Origin of the sequence: Kibdelosporangium persicum (assembly GCF_013280595.1) — a bacterium.
In the GTDB taxonomy this organism is placed as follows: domain Bacteria; phylum Actinomycetota; class Actinomycetes; order Mycobacteriales; family Pseudonocardiaceae; genus Kibdelosporangium; species Kibdelosporangium persicum.
The window spans coordinates 1-18,478 of the sequence record NZ_JAAATY010000020.1 but is presented as its reverse complement, the minus strand read 5'-3'; the positions used below and the strand labels follow the sequence as shown (position 1 = coordinate 18,478).

Genomic DNA, 18,478 nt, shown 5'->3' with positions numbered 1-18,478 from the left:
CGCCAGACGAAAGGGACGAGAACAACGTGACCCAACGCATCCTGATCACCGGGGCGGCAGGTGGGGTCGGGACGCTGATGCGCCCGCGGCTGGCCGCCGACGATCGGATACTGCGGCTGCTGGACATCGCGGAGCTGCCCGCCGCGGCCGACGGCGAGCGGGTGGAGACCATCCAGGCGTCCATCACCGACATGGACGCGATGGAGCGGGCCTGCGAGGGCGTCGACGCGGTGATCCACCTCGGCGGGCACAGCCTGGAACAGGTGTGGTCCAAGATCCTCGACGTCAACATCAACGGCACCTACGTCGTGCTGGAGGCGGCGCGCAGGCAGGGCGTCAAGCGCGTCGTGCTGGCCAGTTCCAACCACGCGGTCGGCTACATCAAGGAGGCCGACGGCGAAGCGGCGGACTACGCGTTCCCGCGGCCGGACACCAACTACGGCGTCAGCAAGGCCGCCATGGAAGCGTTGGGCAGCATGTACGCCGACCGCTACGGCATGGACGTCATCTGTGTCCGGATCGGTTCGTGCTTCGCCAAGCCCAAGGACGTGCGGATGCTGTCCACGTGGCTGTCCCCCGACGACGGCGCCCGGCTGTTCGAGGCGTGCCTGGCCACGCCGAAGCCTGGTTTCCGGATCGTCTGGGGCGTCTCGGACAACACGCGCCGCTGGTTCTCCCTGGACGAGGCCCGCAAGCTCGGCTACGAGTCGAAGGACGACTCCGAGGAATTCGCCGCCGAGGTGCTCGCGCGGCACGGTGAGCTCGACCCCGGTTCGTACGCCGCGCGTTACCTGGGCGGCGCCTGGTGCGGCCCTGATTTCAACACCGCAGTGAAGGAGGCAGGACGGTGACGACTGTGCAGGGCTACAACCCGAGGACGGGCGAGCCGTACGGCGACCCGCTCGAGGCCACTTCGGACACCGAGGTGGACCGGCTCTGCGAGGCCGCGCACTCGGCGTACGAGACCTGGTCGGGCTGGAGCGCCGAGGACCGGGCCAGGGTGCTCGGCCTGGTGGCCGACCGGCTCGACGAGTCGTCCGAGACGCTGATCACCGTGGCCGACACGGAGACCGCGCTCGGCGTGCCCCGGCTGACCACGGAGCTGAAGCGCACCACCAACCAGCTACGGATGTTCGCCGACGTGCTGCGCGAGGGCAGCTACGTCGACGCGATGATCGACTCGCCGAACATGGACATCATCCCGCCGCGGCCGGACGTGCGCCGGGTGCTGCGGCCGATCGGCGTGATCGCGGTGTTCTCGGCGAGCAACTTCCCGTTCGCACTGTCCACAGTGGGCTCCGACACCGCCTCGGCGCTGGCCGCGGGCTGCGCTGTCGTGGTCAAGGGCCACTCGGCACACCCGAACACCACCCGCGAGACCGGCCGGATCGTCACCGAGGCACTGACCGAGGGCGGCGCGCCGGAGGGCCTGTTCTCGGTCATCCACGGCACCCAGTCCGGTGTCCGGCTGGTGCGGCACCCGCTGGTCAAGGCGGCCGGGTTCACCGGCTCGATCGGCGGCGGCCGGGCACTGTACGACCTGGCGAACTCGCGGCCGGACCCGATCCCGTTCTACGGCGAACTGGGCAGCGTCAACCCGACCGTGATCCTGCCGCGGGCGGCCGCGGAGCGCCCGGCCGAGATCGCCGCGGGCTTCGCCCAGTCGGTCACCATGGGCGTCGGCCAGTTCTGCACCAACCCGGGCCTGGTGTTCGCCCCATCGTCGATTGTGGACGAACTGGGCAAGGCCGTCACCGAGTCCAACGGTGGCGCGATGCTCAACGAGCGCATGTGCGACTCGTACCGCTCGCACGTGGAGGCGTTGTCCACCAACGACCTGGTTTCCCTGGTGGCCACCGGCAGCGCGCCCGACGAGGCGTGGGCAGGCAAGCCCGCGCTGTTCTCCGTGCCGCTGGAGACGTTCACGGCGAACCTGGAGAAGCTGACCGAGGAGAACTTCGGTCCTTCGGGCATCGTGGTGACGTACACGGACGTGAACGATCTGCTTCCGGTGCTGGCCAAGCTGCCCGGCACGCTGACGGGCACCGTGCACGCGTCGCCGTCGGAGCACAAGGAGGCCACCGCGGTCGCGGCCGAGCTGCGCAAGATCGCCGGACGGCTGATCTACAACGGCTGGCCGACCGGCATCGCGCTGGCCTGGGCCATGCAGCACGGTGGTCCGTGGCCGGCGACCACGAACGCGATCCACACGTCCATCGGGGTGCCAGGCATCTACCGCTGGCTCGCGCCGGTGACGTACCAGACCTGGCCGGACGAGCTGCTCCCGCCGGAGCTGCAGGACGCCAACCCGCTGGGCATCACCCGGCGCCGCGACGGGGTGCTCGGCAAGCACTGATTTTGGTTCGATGGGGGCTATGACGTCCTTGTCCAGACGGGCCCTGCTCGGCGCGGGCGCGGTGTTCGCCGCGTCGAGCAGCGTCCCGGCTTCAGCGGCCGAGCTGCCCGCGGATCCCTACCTGCCGACCGTTCCGCACGTCATCGAGGCGGAAACGTTCGCGCAGTACCTGAACCTGCCGTCCTGTCCTCGGGCGAACAACAACTACAAGGATGACGGCACCCCGAACATCCTGACGTGGGGCACGCCCGGCCAGCCCGCGACATGGTTCAACCAGTCGCAGTGCGCGTCGTTCCTGACCGGGTTGCTACGGCGGACCTATCCCGCCATCGCGACGGACGACTACTTCGAGACCCACTTCGGCTCACGCAGCCCGAACGCCCGGCAGTACCGGCAAACGTTCGCGGGCCCGGTGATACCGCACTGGCAGCGCATCACGAAGCTGGCGGACCTGCGTGCCGGGGACTTCATCGCGATCGACTACAACAACGGACAGCCGACACAAACCGGGCACATCGTGATGGTGCGCCGGATTAAGGGCACCTACGTGGCACCCAGTTCCTCGCTGAACTTCCCCGGCGAGACCCAGTACGCCGTCGAGGTCGTCGACTGCACGTCCGATCCGCACGGTGTCCTGGGCGTCGGCAACTACCACGCCTACCCCGACATCCGGCTCATCGACGGCGTGAACGACCGTGAGGGCGTCGGATTCGGGCACATGATGTTCTACGTGTCCAGCAGCACCGGCGTGTTCACCCGGTACCGGTGGAGCGTGAACACGTCGTCCAGCGGCGCGTACCCGGTCGCCCAACGACCCATCGCCGCCGCCCGGTTCACCGCCTGAAGACAACTCAGGGCAGCGGCATCAGGATGGTGAACCGCGCGCCCTGTCCTGGAGCGGTGCGCAGTTCGACTCTGCCGCCGTGTGCTTCGAGGATCGCCGCTGTGATGGCCAGGCCGAGGCCGGTTCCGCCGCGTTTGCGGGACCGCGCCTCGTCCACGCGGTAGAACCTGTCGAAGATGTACGGCGCGGCCTCCAGGGGGATGCCAGGGCCTTCGTCGATCACCTCCAGCACCACGCGGGCCCGGGACTCCGGCGTGCCCGCCACGGCGACGGGTGGTTGCTTGCGGTTCGCGGGCAGGCCCACCCGGACGCGGATCGGGCTTTCCTGCGGGGTGTGCGTCATCGCGTTGCTGATCAGGTTCGTGATCACCTGGCGCATCCGGTGTTCGTCAGCCGTGACGCGGATCGGCTTGCGGGCACATTCCACCTCCAGCTGTCGTTCCGGGTCACGCGCGCGGGCGTCGTGCACGGCGTCCTCGACCAGCGTCCGGATGTCCAGCTCGGTCAGGTCCAGCGCTCGTTCCTGGTCCAGTCTGGCCAGCAGCAACAGGTCCTCGACCAGCAGGCCCATCCGGATCGCCTCGCCCTCGATGCGGCTCATCAGACGGTCCACATCGGCCCGTTCCGGCGCTCCCCCACGGCGGTGCAGTTCGGCGAATCCACGGATCGAGGTCAGCGGAGTCCGTAGCTCGTGTGAGGCGTCCGCGACGAACCGCCGCAGACGGGTCTCGGACTGCTCACGCTGGCGCAGCGCCGCGGAAAGCCGCCCGACCATGGTGTTCAGCGCGCCCCCGAGCCTGCCGACCTCGGTGCGGGAGTCGGACTCCAGTCGCCGGTCCAGGTCACCGCCCGCGATGTGCCCCGCCGTGCCCTCGATCCTGGTGAGCGGCCGCAGACCCAGGCGTACCAGCAGGAACCCGATGCCTCCGATGGCGACCAGCAGCGCCACGCCGACCGCCACCTCGATCCAGATCAGCCGGGTCACGGTCGCCTCGGTCGTCTCCAGCGACTGCGCGACCAGGATCGTGACCTGCCCGTCCTGGGTCTGCCGCTGGCTGACCAGGACACGCCACGGCGAGCCGCCGTGCTTGTCCTCGGCGATGAACGGCCGGTTGTTGATCGCCGCGACGGCCCGCGCGTCGAGCGTGGGCAGGTCCGGGCCCGCATCCGGGTCGCCGGACACCACCGCGCCCTGCGGGCTGAACCGCAGGATGGTGAACTCGGTCGGCAGGCCGTCGGAGTTGCGCCGGGGAGTGTTGAGCACCGGTGGTGGTGGCCGACGCATGGCCAGTTCCCTGAGCTGATCGTCCATCCTGGCGATCATCGACTCCCTGATCAGCACCACACTGGACACACCGATCACGGCGAGGGCGACCGTCGTCAGCGACAACAGCGCCACGACCAGCCGCATCCGCAGTGTCCATGGCCGGGCGAACATCAGCCGCCCCGCTCGTCCCGCGGCAGCCGCAGCGAATAGCCGACGCCCCGGATCGTGTGGATCAACGGCGGCGTCACCGAGTCGATCTTACGGCGCAGGTAGCTGATGTAGGACTCGACGATCCGGCCGTCGCCGCCGAAGTCGTAGTTCCACACCCGGTCGAGGATCTGCGGCTTGCTGACCACCCGTTCCGCGTTGACCATCAGGTAGCGCAGCAGGTTGAACTCGGTTGGCGAGAGCTGCACGAGCTTCCCGCCGCGGTAGACCTCGTGGGCGTCCTCGTCCAGCACGAGGTCGGCGTAGCGGAACGTGCCGTCGTCGCGTGGCATCTCGGTGCCTCCGTTGGTGCGGCGCAGGATCGCCCGCAGCCGCAGGACCACTTCCTCCAGGCTGAACGGCTTGGTCACGTAGTCGTCGCCGCCCGCGGTCAGCCCGGCGATCCGGTCCTCCACCGCGTCGCGTGCGGTCAGGAAGAGCACCGGCAGACGCTCCTGTGCCGTGCGCAGGCTGCGGGCGAGAGCGAAGCCGTCGGTGTCCGGCAGCATCACGTCCAGCACGACGATGTCCGGCCGTACCCGCCGGGCCGCGGCCATCGCCTCGGCTCCGCAGTCCGCCGCGTGCACGACGAACCCGCTGAGCCGAAGCGCGGCCGACAGCAGCTCCAGGATGTTCGGTTCGTCGTCGACCACGAGTACGGTCGCCTGCTGGGAGTCCACCTGACCAGCGTCAACGACGAACCTGGGAACAACCTGGGAACACTCTGTGAGTCATCCGCCGAGTTGTTAAGCAGTGCACTCGTAGAGCTGCTGGTTGCCCGCGGTGAGCACGGACTCGCAATGCTGCTGGATCCACTCCGTACGCTCGGCCGACTCGCCCATCATCCGGGGCCCGCCGCCTGGACCGCCCCGGCCGCCGGAGAGAATGAACCTCAGCTTGCCCTCACGCACCCATGTGGACAGTTGGTCCATGGTCGGTGCCGGGTCACGGCCGCTGAAGCCGCCGATGCCGACCACCGTCTCGCCGGTCGCGATGATGTACGGCGACGCGGCCTGCGCGCCGCCCTCGACCGCCATGGTGATCTCGGCACCTGCCGAGTGTGCCTTGGCGTAGTCCAGGATCTTGCGCTGGTCCGCGTTGAGTGTGCCGTTCGGCCGGCCGCCCATCGGCCCCTGCGGCGGCACCATGTTCGCGGGCGGTGTCGTCACGCCAGGCGGCAGCCGGAGCACGAATCCGTCACCGCCCTGCGACGCCGCCGGCCCTGCCATCGGAATCCCGGCGTTGCCCGCGGACGCGAACGCGCCGACGCCGGACCACACACCCGGTGCGAGCAACACCGCGACCAGACCGAGCACAATGGCCACTCGTTGTGCCTTACGCAGCACAAGAACCAGGATCGCGGCCACGGCGACACCGAGGACTGCCCACCGCAGCCAGCCGTGCCACGCGGTGTCCCGCGAGGTGAGCACCCATGCCCACGCGGCTGTGACAGCGATGCTCGCGGGCAGCACGAGCCAGCCGATTCTCTTTGGCTCCCGGTACATCCGCACCGCCCACACCGCGCCCGCGCCTATCAGGGCACCGATCGCGGGCGCCATCACGGTCGTGTAGTACGGGTGGAAGATGCCTTCCTGGAGGCTGAAGACCAGTGCGTTGACGACCAGCCAGCCGCCCCACAGCACCCAGCCCGCACGCCCGGCCGTGTCGGCCGGGGCGAACCGGCGGAACCGCCGGAAGCCCAGAACGGCGGCGACGACAAGCGCGATCAGGGCCAACGGCAGCAGCCAGCTGATCTGCCCGCCCACCGCTTCACCGAACATCCGGCCGGGACCGGACTCCCCGCCGAACGCCGCCGCACCACCGGGACCACCGGCCACCATTCCGCCGTCGCCGCCATCGCCGCCCCCGGGCGGTGGGGTGCCCATAGTGCGCACCCCACCGCCGGGCCCTCCCCCGCCGAAGACACGGCCGAGTCCGTTGTAGCCGAGCACCAGGTCCAGTGCTGTGCCGTCCGAACTGCCGCCGATGTACGGCTTCTCGCCCGGCCACAAGTCCACGACGGCCACCCACCACAGTGAACTGGCCAGCAGCACCACAGCCGCGCCGGCGACGTCGAACAGCTTGCGCCGCCAGTTCGCCTTGCTGCCCGCCAGATACGCGGCGACGAAGGCCGGGACCACGATCCACGCGGCCAGCATCTTGGCCAGGAACCCGCACCCGATCAGGAAGGCCGCGAACCACAACCACTTCGTCCGGCTTCGGGGTTCCACGGTCTTCATCGCGCGGGTGAAGGCGTAGGCCGCGGCCACGAGCGTCAGCACGAGCATGGTGTCGGTGTTGTTGGTCCGGTTGGTGACCACCGTGATCGGCGTGACCGCGAGGACCAACGCGGCGATCAGGGCCGCGTTCTCCCCCGCCCACATCCGGACTGTCCGGTGCAGCAGGAAGATCGCCGCGATGCCTTCGATCACCTGCGGCAGCAGCACGGACCAATTGTGGTACCCGAAAATCCAGACGGACACCACCTGCGGCCACAACGCCAACGGCGGTTTGTCCACGGTCACCACACCGGCCGGGTCGAACGAGCCGAACAGGAAGTTGGTGAAGCTCGACGACATCGACTTGATCGCGGCGGTGTAGTACGTGTTGCCCCAGTTGCCCGTGAACAACACCGACGCGTAGAGGGCTCCACCGGCCACCAGGATGGCCGCGAGGGCGTAACGGTGCCGGCGCCGGGTCTTTCGCTCCGGACCGGGCACCTCGATGTTCTCCGCGTGCCCCACGGTCGCGGCGGTCATATCTTTCCCTTTCCCTGTTTGAAAACCCATCCACGCAACAGCAGGAAACGGCCGGCCGTGCCCAGCAATGACGCGCCGAGCAGCACGGTGAGCTCCAGCGTGCGGCTGGGCTCGGCCACCACGGAATGCAAGGCCAGCAAGGCGGTCGACGTGAAGGCGTAGTACAGCCCGAAGATGATCAGGCCTTGGAAGTGCACCCGGCCGGACGAGCCGCGGCCACCGAGGAACGTGAACCTCCGGTTGGCCTCGGTGTTGACCATCGTGGTGACGATCAGCGCCAGCAGGTTGGCGGCCAACGGATCCATCACCGACCGGAACATCGCGTACAGCAGGAGCGTGACCGCTGTGGACACCGCGCCGATCGTGCCGAACGACAACAGCTGCCAGACCAGGCCGGTGTCCCTTCTGGACACCACGGCGTCCGGATGGGCCGGGCTGGGTTCCGGCCGCCGCGGCAGGCCGGCCACGCGGGCGGTTCCGCCCGCCTTGGCGCGGGCGACGCGAACCAGGCCGCGGATGTCCTCCCACGCCGTCGAACCGATCTTGACCCGGGTGTCGACGTCCTCCACCCAGTCGACCGGGACCTCGTGCACGCGCAACCCGTTGTGCTCGGCCAGAAGCAGCAGCTCGGTGTCGAAGAACCAGTTGTCGTCCTTGACGTGGTCGAGCAACGGCCGGATGACATCGGTGCGCGCGGCCTTGAATCCACATTGGGCGTCGGAGAACCTCGCGCCGTGGCTGAGCCGGATGAGTGCGTTGTAGCAGCGGGAGATCAGCTCCCGTTTGGGCCCGCGCACGGTCCGCGCGCCCGGCGCCAGGCGGGAGCCGATCGAGATGTCGGAGTGACCGTTGACCAACGGGGCGACCAACGGCAGCAAGGCATCCAGCCCTGTGGACAGGTCGACGTCCATGTAGGCGACCACATCGGCGTCACTCCATCGCCACGCGGTGCGTAACGCCCGCCCGCGGCCTTTCTCGTCCAGGTGCAGCACGCGGACCCGGTCGTCGGTTTCCGCGAGATCGCCCGCGATCGACAGAGTCCCGTCGGTGCTGGCGTTGTCGACGATGGTGATGGTCCACTCGAACGGGAACCGTTCGCCCAGATAGGCCTTCAGGACGTCGACACAGCCGCGCAGCGCTCGTTCCTCGTTGTGGACCGGGACGACCACGTCGACCGTCACGGTTCGCACCGTCCGGTGGAGCTCTGGTGGCCTGGCCGAGGCTTGGGTGCCAGTCATGACTACAGGTATGCCGGGCGTAACCGCGAGCGCCCTGTACGTGAGCTCAAAGGAAGCTGAGAGCCGTCGGGTTCACATATATGAACCCAAATCACATCCTTGACCAGACCTGGTTTGGTGCCTTAACTTTCATTCACCCTGCCGCCACGGTCCTCGACGAGGAGGAGCCAGATGCGCACCAGCGAGCGTGTCGCCCCAGCGATGGTCGTCATCGCGGGAGTTCCTGCCTTCGGCGAGCCACGCGTGCGGGCCGTGCTCGTGATCAGCGCCGTTTTGGCACTGGTCACGGGATTCAGGGCATTTGCCGCACCACACGTCACGAGGACCGGCCTGGGCGCCGGGCTGGGAATCGGCGCACGGCCGGTTCCCTCCACAGACGGGGGCTCGTTCAGTCTGGCGGCGGGAGCGAGCCCCCACCCACATGGTGAACACCCTGCGATCGCCGTCCACCCCAGGGTGGTCTAGGCCGTGTTTCAAATGCCCGATCGCGATAGCCGGGCCGGATGCGGCCCCTGACGCCACCGCGGGACCGCCCAAAGACAACCAGTATTCGCGGCGATCCCGCGGCGACGCCAGGAACCGCCCCGATCCCGACTCTCATCGACCGGGACATTCGAAACACGACCTAGTTCATGGTTCGCAGCCGCCGCGGGCCGGTGTCGTGCCGGGACGGCGGCCGTCCGACCGCGACTCTCGCGTACACGACGCTCGCCCCGGATTCCGACGCCACCACGGGTTCCAGTTCCAGCCTGCGCACTTCGGGCACGTCCTCAGCCAGCGCGGCGACCCGCAGGACGAGGTCCTCCAGCGCGCCGAGGTCCGCCATCGGGCTGCCGCCGTACCCGGCGAGCAGTGGCGCGGCCTTGGGGGCACGCACCAGACCGGCCGCGTCCACGTCGGTCATCGGGATCGACCGGTACGCCCGGTCGCCCAGCAGATCGTTGACCACACCGGACAATCCGAACGAGACCAGCGTGCCGAACGACGGGTCGTCCTGCAGGCCGATCACGCACGACGTGCCCTTGGCGACCATCCGCTGCACGTACACCGTGTCCACTCCGGACACCTGACGCAGATCGGTGTACGCCGCGCGCATCGTTTCCGGGCCGCTGATGTCCAGCCGGACCCCGACGAGGTCGGAGCGGTGCTTCAGCAACGAGTTCGACGCCTTCGCCGCGACCGGGAAACCCAGCATCCCGGCCGCGTCCGCCGCTTCGTCCGCGCTGCGGACGATCCGGAACGGCGTCACTTCGATGCCGTAGAAGCTCAGCAACCGCACCACCTGGGTGTCGGTCAGCCACTCGGTGCCGTCGTCCATCACCGACTGGACCAGTTCGCGCGCCGGCTCCGGCCTGATGCCGTCCGGGCGGACGAGCGTGCCGCGGGGCGCCGACCGCCACCGGGCGTACCTCGTCACCCTGGCCAGCGCCAGCACCGCCCGCTCCGGGCTCGGGTAGGACGGGATCGAGCCGCGCCCCGGCGAGCCGTCCGGCCCTGGCACGGCCAGTTCGGCGGGCACGCCCTCGGCCGCCAGGAACGTCGAGACGATCGGCTTTCCCTGTCCCTCGGCCAGTCCGGCGACGGCCTCCCTGAGCTCACGGGCGTAGGCGGTGCCCGGCACGGCCAACGGCGGCACGAACACCACGACCAACGCGTCCACGTCCTCGCGCAACAGGGCTTCCCGGACCGCACCGGCGAACTGCTCCGGGGTCGCCTGCGGCCCGACGTCGACCGGCGTTCCGGCCAGCTCCAGGCCCTGCGCCAGCGCCGTGTCCGCGGCGAGCACGCCGATCGCGGTGGAGTTGCCGACCACGGCGACCCGGCTGCCCTCCGGCAACGGCTGGTGGGCGAGCAGCAGCGCCGTGTCGAACAGCTGCGCCAGCGACTCGACCCTGATCACGCCGGCCTGCTCGAACACCGCCTGCACACTCGGCTCGTCGACCTGGACCGACGTGGCCGCGAGGGCGGGCGACACCGCGTTGCGCCCGGACTTCACCGCGACGATCGGCTTCGTCCGGCCGAGCCGGCGCGCCAGCCGCGCGAACTTCCTCGGGTTACCGAACGACTCCAGGTACAGCAGCACGAAGTCGGTGGCCGGATCGGTCATCCAGTACTGCAACATGTCGTTACCGGAGACGTCGGCACGGTTGCCCGCCGAGACGAACGTCGACAGCCCCAGGCCCCGTGCCGCCGCGTCGGCCAGGATCGCCGTGCCCAGCGCACCCGACTGGCAGAAGAACCCCGTCCGGCCGAGGCCGGGCAGTTTCGGCGCCAGGCTCGCGTTCAGCCGGACGGACCGGTCCATGTTCACCACACCGAGCGCGTTCGGGCCCACCACGCGCATCCCGTGCGCCCGGGCCTCCTCGGCGAGTCTCTGCTCGGCGCCGCGGCCCTCGTCGCCGATCTCACTGAACCCGGACGTGACCACGACCAGTGCCTTCACGCCCTTGGCCAGGCAGTCGTCCATGACCTCGTTGATGCTCGTCGCGGGCACCGCCACCACGGCGAGGTCGACCGGGTCGGGGATGTCCAGGACCCGGCGGTACGCCCGGACGCCCCGCACCGCCGGGTGTTCGGCGTTCACCGGGAACACCGGTCCGGCGAAGTCCGCCGTGAGCAGGTTCGTCAGCACCGCGTAGCCGACCTTCGTCGGGTCGGTGGACGCGCCGATCACCGCGACCGACTTGGGGTGCAGGACATTGTGGACACTGCGGGCCTCGGCCGCCTGCTCGCGGGACCGCGCGACCGCCACGGACTCCTCGGTGGGGTCGATGGCGAACTCGAGGTGGATCACGCCTTCTTCGAGCGCACGGCTGATCTGGTAGCCGGCGTCCCTGAAGACCCGGACCATCTGGCTGTTCTCGCCGAGCACCTCGGCGGTGAACTGCTTCAGCCCGCTTTCCTGCGCCGCCGCGGCGAGGTGTTCGAGCAGGATCGAGCCGATGCCACGGCCCTGGTGGCCGTCCTCGACCACGAACGCGACCTCGGCCTGGTCGCTGGGCCGGCCGTGGTCGTGCAGCCGTTCGTAGCGGCCGACCGCGATGATGTCGTCGCCGAGCATCGCGGCGAACCCGACCCGGTCGTGGTGGTCGAGCGTGATGAACCGTTTCAGGTCACGCGGTGGGATCCGCGGGTACGCACCGAAGTAGCGGAAGTACCTCGTGCGTTCGGACAACCGGCCGTGGAACGCGACGATCCGGTCGGCGTCGTCCGGCGTGATGGGTCTCAGGTGGACAGTTCCGCCGTCCGACAGCACCACGTCCGCTTCCCAGCGGCGCGGGTAGTCGTAGGGGTCGAAGCCGGGTTCCTCAGTCACGGGGGTCGTCCGGGTCCAGGCCGTGCAACGGGAAAACCGCGTGCCGGACATCGCGGATGACCGCGTCGACCGGTTCGGTGTTGGACCCGTCCCACGGTTCGTGGCCCGGGTCCATGCCGTCTCCCATCGTGCGCGGCAGCGTGGCGTTCGGGGCGCGGCGCAGCACGTCGTTCACCCACTGGTATGGCAGTGCGGTCGACGGGTCGATGTCACGGTCGAGCACCGTGGCCATCAGATGCGTCCAGGACCGGGGCACCACCCGCAGCAACTGGTAACCACCGCCGCCCATCGACAGCCACTTGCCGCCCGCGTACTGATCGGCCAACGACCGCAGCATGCGGTAGGTCTCGCGGTGGCCGTCCACGCTGAGGTACAGCTCGGCGAGCGGGTCCTCCTCGTGAGTGTCCACACCGCACTGAGTGACCAGCACGTCCGGGCGGAACTCCTTGAGCAGCGACGGAACGACGGCGTGGAACGCGCGCTGCCACGCGGGGTCGCGCGTGAACGGCGGCAACGGGATGTTGACCGAGGTGCCCTGCGCGTTGGGGCCGCCGAGCTCCGTCACCCGCCCGGTGCCGGGGAAGAGCGTCATCGGGCTCTGGTGCAAGGAAATCGTCAGCACGCGAGGGTCGTCGTAGAACGCCGCCTGGGTGCCGTCACCGTGATGGACGTCGACATCGACGTAGGCGACGCGCTCGGCACCGTTGTCCAGCAGCCACGAAATGGCGACAGCACAGTCGTTGTACACGCAGAACCCGGCCGCGCGGTCGCGCATCGCGTGGTGCAACCCGCCCGCGATGTTGATGGCTCGGTTCGTCGCGCCGGACGCGATCTTCTGGGCCGCCAGCAACGACGCGCCGACCACCAGCGAGGTGGCCTCGTGCATGTCGGAGAACACCGGGTTGTCCGCCGTGCCCAGGCCATGGCCGACGTCCCAGCCCACCATCGGGGCCTGTTTGACCGCGGCGATGTATTCCGCGTCATGGACACGTTCGATCTCCGAGTCCGGCGCGTGTTCCGGGCGCAGGAGCTCGACGCCGTCCAGGACACCGAGTTGTGTGGCCAGGGCGATGGTCAGTTCGAGCCGGAGGGGGTTGAACGGATGGTCCCCACCCAGGTCGTAGCCAAGCAGAGCGGGGTCCCACACGACGGCGGCTGGCGTACCCATGGGACAACACTAGTCTGATCCGGGTGATCCGACGGTTCGTGTGCGGTGCAGCACTCGTCATGCTGGCGGCCGCCTGCACCCGGCCGACGTCCGGCAGGCCTGTCGCGGTGCTGGACGCCACGACAGGCACAACGCCGGTCACAACAACCGGGGAACGTCCGTTTCCGACCACGGAACCGTCGTACCCCAGCAGCACCTCCTACCCCACGACCACCACGTCAGGCCCGCCGCTGACGATCGCCAACCGCAAGGTGATCACCACCCCGCCGGCGTGCGCCAGTTTCGTGACACCGGCGGACATCGGCAGGCTGACCGGCACGACCGCCCACGCCGAACCCGAGGACAAAGGCTTCTGCGGCTACACCCTCGACCGCTCCGGCACGCCCGCGGGCGTGGCGTTGATCGTGCTGAACGAGTCCCTCGACGCCCAGAACACCGAACCCACCACCTTCGAGGGCAACAGCGCGTACCGGCTCAGCACCGTCGACACCACGTGCGACCTGCGGGTCGCGCTGACCGACGACCAGTCGGTCAAGTACCGGGTGCTGTGGGTCAGCCTGGTGCTGTCCGGGCCGAGCGAACCGGTCTGCGGCACCGTCGAGAAGCTCGCCAGGCACGTGTTCGGCAAGCTTCCCGGCGGCTGAGTGATCGGCCGGGATCACCCGGTCGCGGCGGGCCTCGCCGGATCCGAGCTCCACTCCGACCACGAACCCGGGTAGAGCAGGGCCGGGTTCTCATGATCGGTCACTCCCGCCACCTCCAACGCGAGCACCACGGACGACGCCGTCACGCCCGAACCGCAGTAGGCCCCGACCTGGGCACCCTGGTGCACTCCCAACGAGCGGAAGCGCTCCGCCAGTTCGGCGGGCGGCAGCCAGCGGCCGTGCTGATCCAGGTGCCCGGTGAACGGCGCGTTCACGGCTCCCGGGATGTGCCCCGGGCGCGGGTCGATCGGCTCGGTCTCCCCGCGATACCGCTCAGGAGCGCGAGCGTCGAGCAGCACGCCGTCCTTGGCCAGCGCGGCGGCGCCGTCCGCGTCGACCGTGGGCATCCCGCCCGGCCTGACGTCGATGTCCCCGCGTTGCGGCCGCGGCACTTCCGTGGTCACCGGACGGCCTTCTTCTTGCCACGCCGCGTAACCGCCGTCCAGGACGGCCACGTTCGAGTGACCTGCCCAGCGCAGCAGCCACCAGGCGCGGGCCGCGACGGAGCCGTTGCCACCGTCGTAGACCACCACCGTGGAATCACCGCGCACGCCTGCCGCGCGAAGCACTTCCCGCAGGTCCTCCGGCCTGGGCAACGGGTGCCTGCCGCCCGCTCCCGGCGGCGCCGCCAGATCGGCGTCCAGGTCGAGGAACACCGCACCCGGCAGGTGTCCGGCCATGTAGGACTCCCGTCCGGGCGGGCCGCCCAGCGCCCAGCGGACGTCCAGCAGCACCGGCGGCCGGGAATCGTTCAGCAGATCAACGAGTTCCGAAGTGGAGACGAGTGCGCGCACCCCTCCATCCTGGCCCGCGGCACCGGGTCACGGCCATGTGACGGGCACCTGGGCCGGTCGGGGGGTGCGACTACCATGGACGCCGACGAAGGGGTAGCGGCGTGAACGAGCTCATCGACACCACAGAGATGTACCTGCGCACCATCTACGAACTCGAAGAAGAAGGTGTGGTGCCGCTCCGCGCGCGGATCGCGGAACGGCTGGGGCAGAGCGGGCCGACAGTGAGCCAGACGGTCGGCCGGATGGAACGCGACGGACTGCTCGTGGTCGCCGACGACCGTCACCTGGAGTTGACCGACCACGGCCGGGAGCTGGCCATCGCCGTCATGCGCAAGCACCGGCTGGCCGAGCGCCTGCTCGTCGACGTGATCGGCCTCGAGTGGGAGCACGTGCACAGCGAGGCATGCCGCTGGGAGCACGTGATGAGCGAGGCCGTCGAGCGCAAGCTGGTCCGGCTGCTGGGCAACCCGACGACTTCGCCGTACGGCAACCCGATCCCCGGCCTGGACAAGCTGGGCGACGGCGAGCCCGCCCCGCCCGTCGAGGCCGACCTGGTCCGGGTGGACGAGGTGGCCCGCCGCGGCGGCGGCAAGGTGGAGATCCGCCGGATCGCCGAGCACGTGCAGATGGACCCGGACCTGATGTCCGAGCTGAAGGCGGTCGGCGTGCTGCCCGGGCAGACCGTGAAGGTCGGCCCGTCCAAGGGTGACGGCAACACCATCGAGGTCAGCGGCGCGGGCAACTCCGCCCAGCTGGCGCCGACGGTGCTGCACGCGGTCCTGGCGCGGTCGGAGTGAACCAGGCCGCGCGGGCGGCCGAGGCGTTCGAACGACTGCACGGCCGGTCCCCGGCCGGTGTGTGGTCCGCGCCTGGCCGCGTGAACCTCATCGGTGAGCACACCGACTACAACGACGGTTTTGTGCTGCCGTTCGCCATCCCGTACCGCACCGCTGTCGCGGCGTCCCCCCGCACCGACGACACCATCACGGTCTCCACGCTGCACGACCGAGGCCGCGCCGAGTCCGCCGAACCGGCCCGGATCTCGGAACTGGCGCCCGGCACGGTCTCCGGCTGGTCCGCGTACCCGTACGGCGTGGCCTGGGTGCTGCGCCAGCAGGGCATCAGCGCCGGTGCCGATCTGGTGATCGCGGGCGACGTGCCCGCGGGCGCCGGCCTGTCCTCCTCGCACTCGCTGGAGTGCGCGACGGCGTTGGCACTGCTGGGTTTGGCGTCCTCACCGCAGTCGACCAGTGACATCGCCAAGTGGATCCAGCAGGTGGAGAACGACTTCGTCGGTGCCCCAACGGGTCTGCTGGACCAGACGGCGTCGCTGACCTGCACCGAGGCGCATGTGCTGTTCCTCGACGTGCGGTCCGGTGAGGCCGAGCAGGTCCCGTTCGACGCCTCACGGCACGGGCTGGAAGTGCTCGTGATCGACACCCGTGCGAACCACTCGCACACCGAGTCCGGCTACGGCGCACGCCGCCGAGGCTGCGAACAGGCCGCCGAGATCCTGGGCATCCCGGCCCTGCGGGACATCTCGCCGGACACCCTCGACGAGGCGCTCGGCAAGCTGCCCGAGGACCTGCGCCCGCTGGTGAAGCACGTGGTGACCGAGAACGACCGGGTGCTGCGGACCGTCGACCTGCTCCGGCAGGACAAGTACGCCGAGATCGGCCCGTTGCTCAGCGCTTCGCACGCCAGCCTGCGCGACGACTACCGCGTCTCGTGTGACGAGCTCGACGTGGCGGCGGAGGCGGCTGAAGCCGCCGGAGCGCTGGGTGCCAGGATGATCGGCGGCGGCTTCGGCGGGTCGGCGATCGCGCTGGTGCGCGGCGACGCCCGGGCCGCGGTCGAGGCCGCGGTCACCGAGGCCTTCGCCAAGCGGTCGTTCACCGCGCCACGGATGTTCACCGGCGTGCCCTCGGCGGGCGCCGGCCAGGATCTCTGAAGTATCGATTCGGAAGGGGACAACGAGTGAAGCTGCTCGTCACGGGCGGTGCTGGGTACGTCGGAAGCAACTGCTCCGCACGCCTGGTCGAGGCAGGCCATGAGGTCGTCGTGGTGGACGACCTGTCGACGGGGCACGCCGACGCGGTGCCCGAGGGCTGCCGGCTGATCCAGGCCGACTTCGCCGACGTGGCGGGCACGGTGCTGGGCGAGGGCTTCGACGGCGTGCTGCACTTCGCGGCCAAGTCCCTGGTCGGCGAGTCGATGCAGGACCCGGCCAAGTACTGGCACGGCAACCTGGTGACCTCGCTGCGCCTGCTGGACGCCATGCGTGAGCACGGCACTCCGCGCCTGGTCTTCTCCTCGACCGCCGCGGTCTACGGCGAGCCGGACGAGGTCCCGATCCCCGAGTCGGCCCCGACCCGCCCGACGAACACCTACGGCGCCACCAAGCTGGCCGTCGACCACATGATCACCTCGTACGCCGAGGCCCACGGCCTGGCCGCGGTCAGCCTGCGGTACTTCAACGTGGCGGGCGCCCACGGCCGGTACGGCGAGCGCCACACCACCGAGACCCACCTGATCCCGCTCGTGCTGCAGGTGGCGACCGGGCAGCGTGAGCAGATCCAGGTCTACGGCGACGACTGGCCGACCGAGGACGGCACCTGCATCCGCGACTACATCCACGTCACGGACCTGGCCGACGCGCACCTGCTGGCGATCGAGAGCGCGACCGAGGGCAAGCACGCGATCTACAACCTGGGCAACGGCACCGGTTTCTCGGTCCTGCAGGTGATCGAGGCCTGCCGGCAGGCCACCGGCCACCCGATCCCGGCCAAGGTGGCGCCCCGCCGCGCGGGCGACCCGGCGGTGCTCGTGGCCTCCAGCGAGAAGGCCCGCACCGAGCTGGGCTGGAAGCCCGAGCGGGCCGACATCGCCACGATCGTCAACGACGCCTGGACCTTCACCCAGTCCCGCTGACCTGGGTCGCTGAAGCACCCGCTCTCCCGGTGGCGGGTGCTTTTCAGTGTCCGGCGAGCCTGGGCGGCTCAGCCGACCGCCTCGGGGGAGAGATGGCGCTCGCCGGGCCGCCCGAACGGGCCCCGGTGTGCTTGCAGACCCGCAGAACGCGCCGTGGCCATGATCGCTCGCCCGGGCGACAGATCGCCGGGTTGACATACGCACCCCTTTCATTGATCGACAAGTACTTCACCGCGCCGCGGCTCCAGCCGACCGGCGAGCGGGAGGACGCGGCTCCCCTGCGGTTCGCCCAGGGCGTCGGGTTCCCTTCGCCGCTGTCAGCACGTCCACGTTCGTGCCGGGCGCCACGCTTCTGCTTCGACTAGCTTGAGTTTTAACCTGTTCGGCGGGGTCGTGGGTTGGTGGATTTGGTTTTCTTGCTGTGGTTGGGTTTCTGTTTGTCTGTGCTGGTGATGGTGTGGACGTCGTGGCGTGGCGCGGGCTGGTGGTTGGGTATCCCGGCGGGGCGGCCGGGACCGGGTCGTGAGGGTTTCGGGACACCGGCCGGACAGGCCAGGTGCGGGCGCAGGTTTCGAAACCCTCTCCGAACCCGGGCCGGGGACAGTCGTTGGGCTGTGACGGGTTTCTCCCAGGGGCGGCGCAGGTCGGCCGCGAGGCCGCGGGCCAGCCGTAGTTGGGTGTAGGCGGCGATCAGCAGCCAGGTCCATCGGTCGCCCTGCTCGGGTGTGCGGAGTTTCGGGGTGGTCCAGCCGAGGGTCTGTTTGAGCATCCGGAAGGTGTGCTCGATGTCGAACCGGCGCAGGAACGCCTGCCAGAGCAGGTCGACCATCGCTGGGTCCAGCCCGGTGCGGGAATGCCACAGCCACACGGGTTTGGGGATCGCCCCGGACGGTA

General features: G+C 69.7%; 14 protein-coding genes and 2 pseudogenes. 8 read left to right on the top strand and 8 right to left on the bottom strand.

Going from position 1 to position 18,478, the window contains the following annotated elements; translation table 11 throughout:
* Window positions 1-26 precede the first annotated feature (26 nt).
* From GC106_RS29890 to GC106_RS29880, 3 genes are read left to right on the top strand one after another with little or no spacing between them, the layout of a single operon-like run.
* Complete coding sequence (locus GC106_RS29890) at window positions 27-851, top strand: NAD-dependent epimerase/dehydratase family protein (protein ID WP_173137556.1); 825 nt, start codon at window positions 27-29, stop codon at window positions 849-851.
* Window positions 848-2,356, top strand: a complete 1,509-nt coding sequence (locus tag GC106_RS29885) for an aldehyde dehydrogenase (NADP(+)) (protein ID WP_173137554.1) — start codon at window positions 848-850, stop codon at window positions 2,354-2,356. The genes GC106_RS29890 and GC106_RS29885 overlap by 4 nt, the downstream gene beginning before the upstream one ends.
* A 19-nt stretch (window positions 2,357-2,375) precedes the next feature.
* Entirely contained in the window at window positions 2,376-3,200 is an 825-nt protein-coding gene (locus tag GC106_RS29880) for a hypothetical protein (protein ID WP_173137552.1), read from the top strand.
* Window positions 3,201-3,207: 7 nt separating this feature from the next.
* On the opposite strand, the gene GC106_RS29875 is transcribed toward GC106_RS29880, so the two are convergent.
* The 6 genes from GC106_RS29875 to GC106_RS29850 form a co-directional block, all read right to left on the bottom strand.
* Entirely contained in the window at window positions 3,208-4,611 is a 1,404-nt protein-coding gene (locus GC106_RS29875) for a sensor histidine kinase (RefSeq protein ID WP_246366964.1), read from the bottom strand.
* A gap of 26 nt (window positions 4,612-4,637) precedes the next feature.
* The gene (locus tag GC106_RS29870; RefSeq protein WP_173137548.1) at window positions 4,638-5,354 is read right to left on the bottom strand and encodes a response regulator transcription factor; all 717 of its coding nucleotides are present in this window, start codon (window positions 5,352-5,354) and stop codon (window positions 4,638-4,640) included.
* Between the two features lie 66 nt (window positions 5,355-5,420).
* Complete coding sequence (locus GC106_RS29865; protein ID WP_173137546.1) at window positions 5,421-7,433, bottom strand: glycosyltransferase family 39 protein; 2,013 nt, start codon at window positions 7,431-7,433, stop codon at window positions 5,421-5,423.
* A complete protein-coding gene (locus GC106_RS29860) occupies window positions 7,430-8,671 on the bottom strand; it encodes a bifunctional glycosyltransferase family 2/GtrA family protein (protein ID WP_173137544.1) in 1,242 nt (413 codons plus the stop codon). Before GC106_RS29860 ends, GC106_RS29865 begins: the two co-directional genes overlap by 4 nt.
* Before the next feature lie 625 nt (window positions 8,672-9,296).
* The gene (locus GC106_RS29855) at window positions 9,297-12,038 is read right to left on the bottom strand and encodes a bifunctional acetate--CoA ligase family protein/GNAT family N-acetyltransferase (protein ID WP_173137541.1); all 2,742 of its coding nucleotides are present in this window, start codon (window positions 12,036-12,038) and stop codon (window positions 9,297-9,299) included.
* Window positions 11,980-13,155, bottom strand: a complete 1,176-nt coding sequence (locus tag GC106_RS29850; RefSeq protein ID WP_173137539.1) for an acetoin utilization protein AcuC — start codon at window positions 13,153-13,155, stop codon at window positions 11,980-11,982. Before GC106_RS29850 ends, GC106_RS29855 begins: the two co-directional genes overlap by 59 nt.
* A gap of 23 nt (window positions 13,156-13,178) precedes the next feature.
* Here GC106_RS29850 and GC106_RS29845 point away from each other — a divergent pair, with 23 nt between their 5' ends.
* Complete coding sequence (locus tag GC106_RS29845) at window positions 13,179-13,799, top strand: hypothetical protein (protein WP_173137537.1); 621 nt, start codon at window positions 13,179-13,181, stop codon at window positions 13,797-13,799.
* A 14-nt stretch (window positions 13,800-13,813) separates the two neighbouring features.
* Here GC106_RS29845 and GC106_RS29840 read toward each other — a convergent pair whose 3' ends face one another.
* The gene (locus GC106_RS29840; protein ID WP_173137535.1) at window positions 13,814-14,653 is read right to left on the bottom strand and encodes a sulfurtransferase; all 840 of its coding nucleotides are present in this window, start codon (window positions 14,651-14,653) and stop codon (window positions 13,814-13,816) included.
* 101 nt (window positions 14,654-14,754) lie between these two features.
* Between GC106_RS29840 and GC106_RS29835 the strand changes: the two genes are divergently transcribed.
* The 4 genes and pseudogenes from GC106_RS29835 to GC106_RS48155 all read left to right on the top strand — a co-directional run.
* Window positions 14,755-15,450 carry an iron-dependent transcriptional repressor DtxR gene (locus GC106_RS29835; protein ID WP_173137533.1) on the top strand — a complete coding sequence of 232 codons (696 nt, stop codon included), beginning with the start codon at window positions 14,755-14,757 and terminating at the stop codon, window positions 15,448-15,450.
* On the top strand, window positions 15,447-16,604 hold the full coding sequence (gene galK / locus GC106_RS29830; protein ID WP_173137531.1) for a galactokinase: 1,158 nt from the start codon (window positions 15,447-15,449) through the stop codon (window positions 16,602-16,604). The genes GC106_RS29835 and galK overlap by 4 nt, the downstream gene beginning before the upstream one ends.
* A gap of 26 nt (window positions 16,605-16,630) precedes the next feature.
* On the top strand, window positions 16,631-17,584 hold the full coding sequence (galE, locus tag GC106_RS29825) for a UDP-glucose 4-epimerase GalE (RefSeq protein WP_173137529.1): 954 nt from the start codon (window positions 16,631-16,633) through the stop codon (window positions 17,582-17,584).
* A gap of 188 nt (window positions 17,585-17,772) precedes the next feature.
* Window positions 17,773-17,939: pseudogene (locus GC106_RS48155) on the top strand (DUF4395 family protein); the annotation flags it as partial.
* 18 nt (window positions 17,940-17,957) lie between these two features.
* On the opposite strand, the pseudogene GC106_RS29815 reads toward GC106_RS48155, so the two are convergent.
* Window positions 17,958-18,478 (bottom strand): annotated as a pseudogene (locus GC106_RS29815) (NF041680 family putative transposase); the annotation flags it as partial.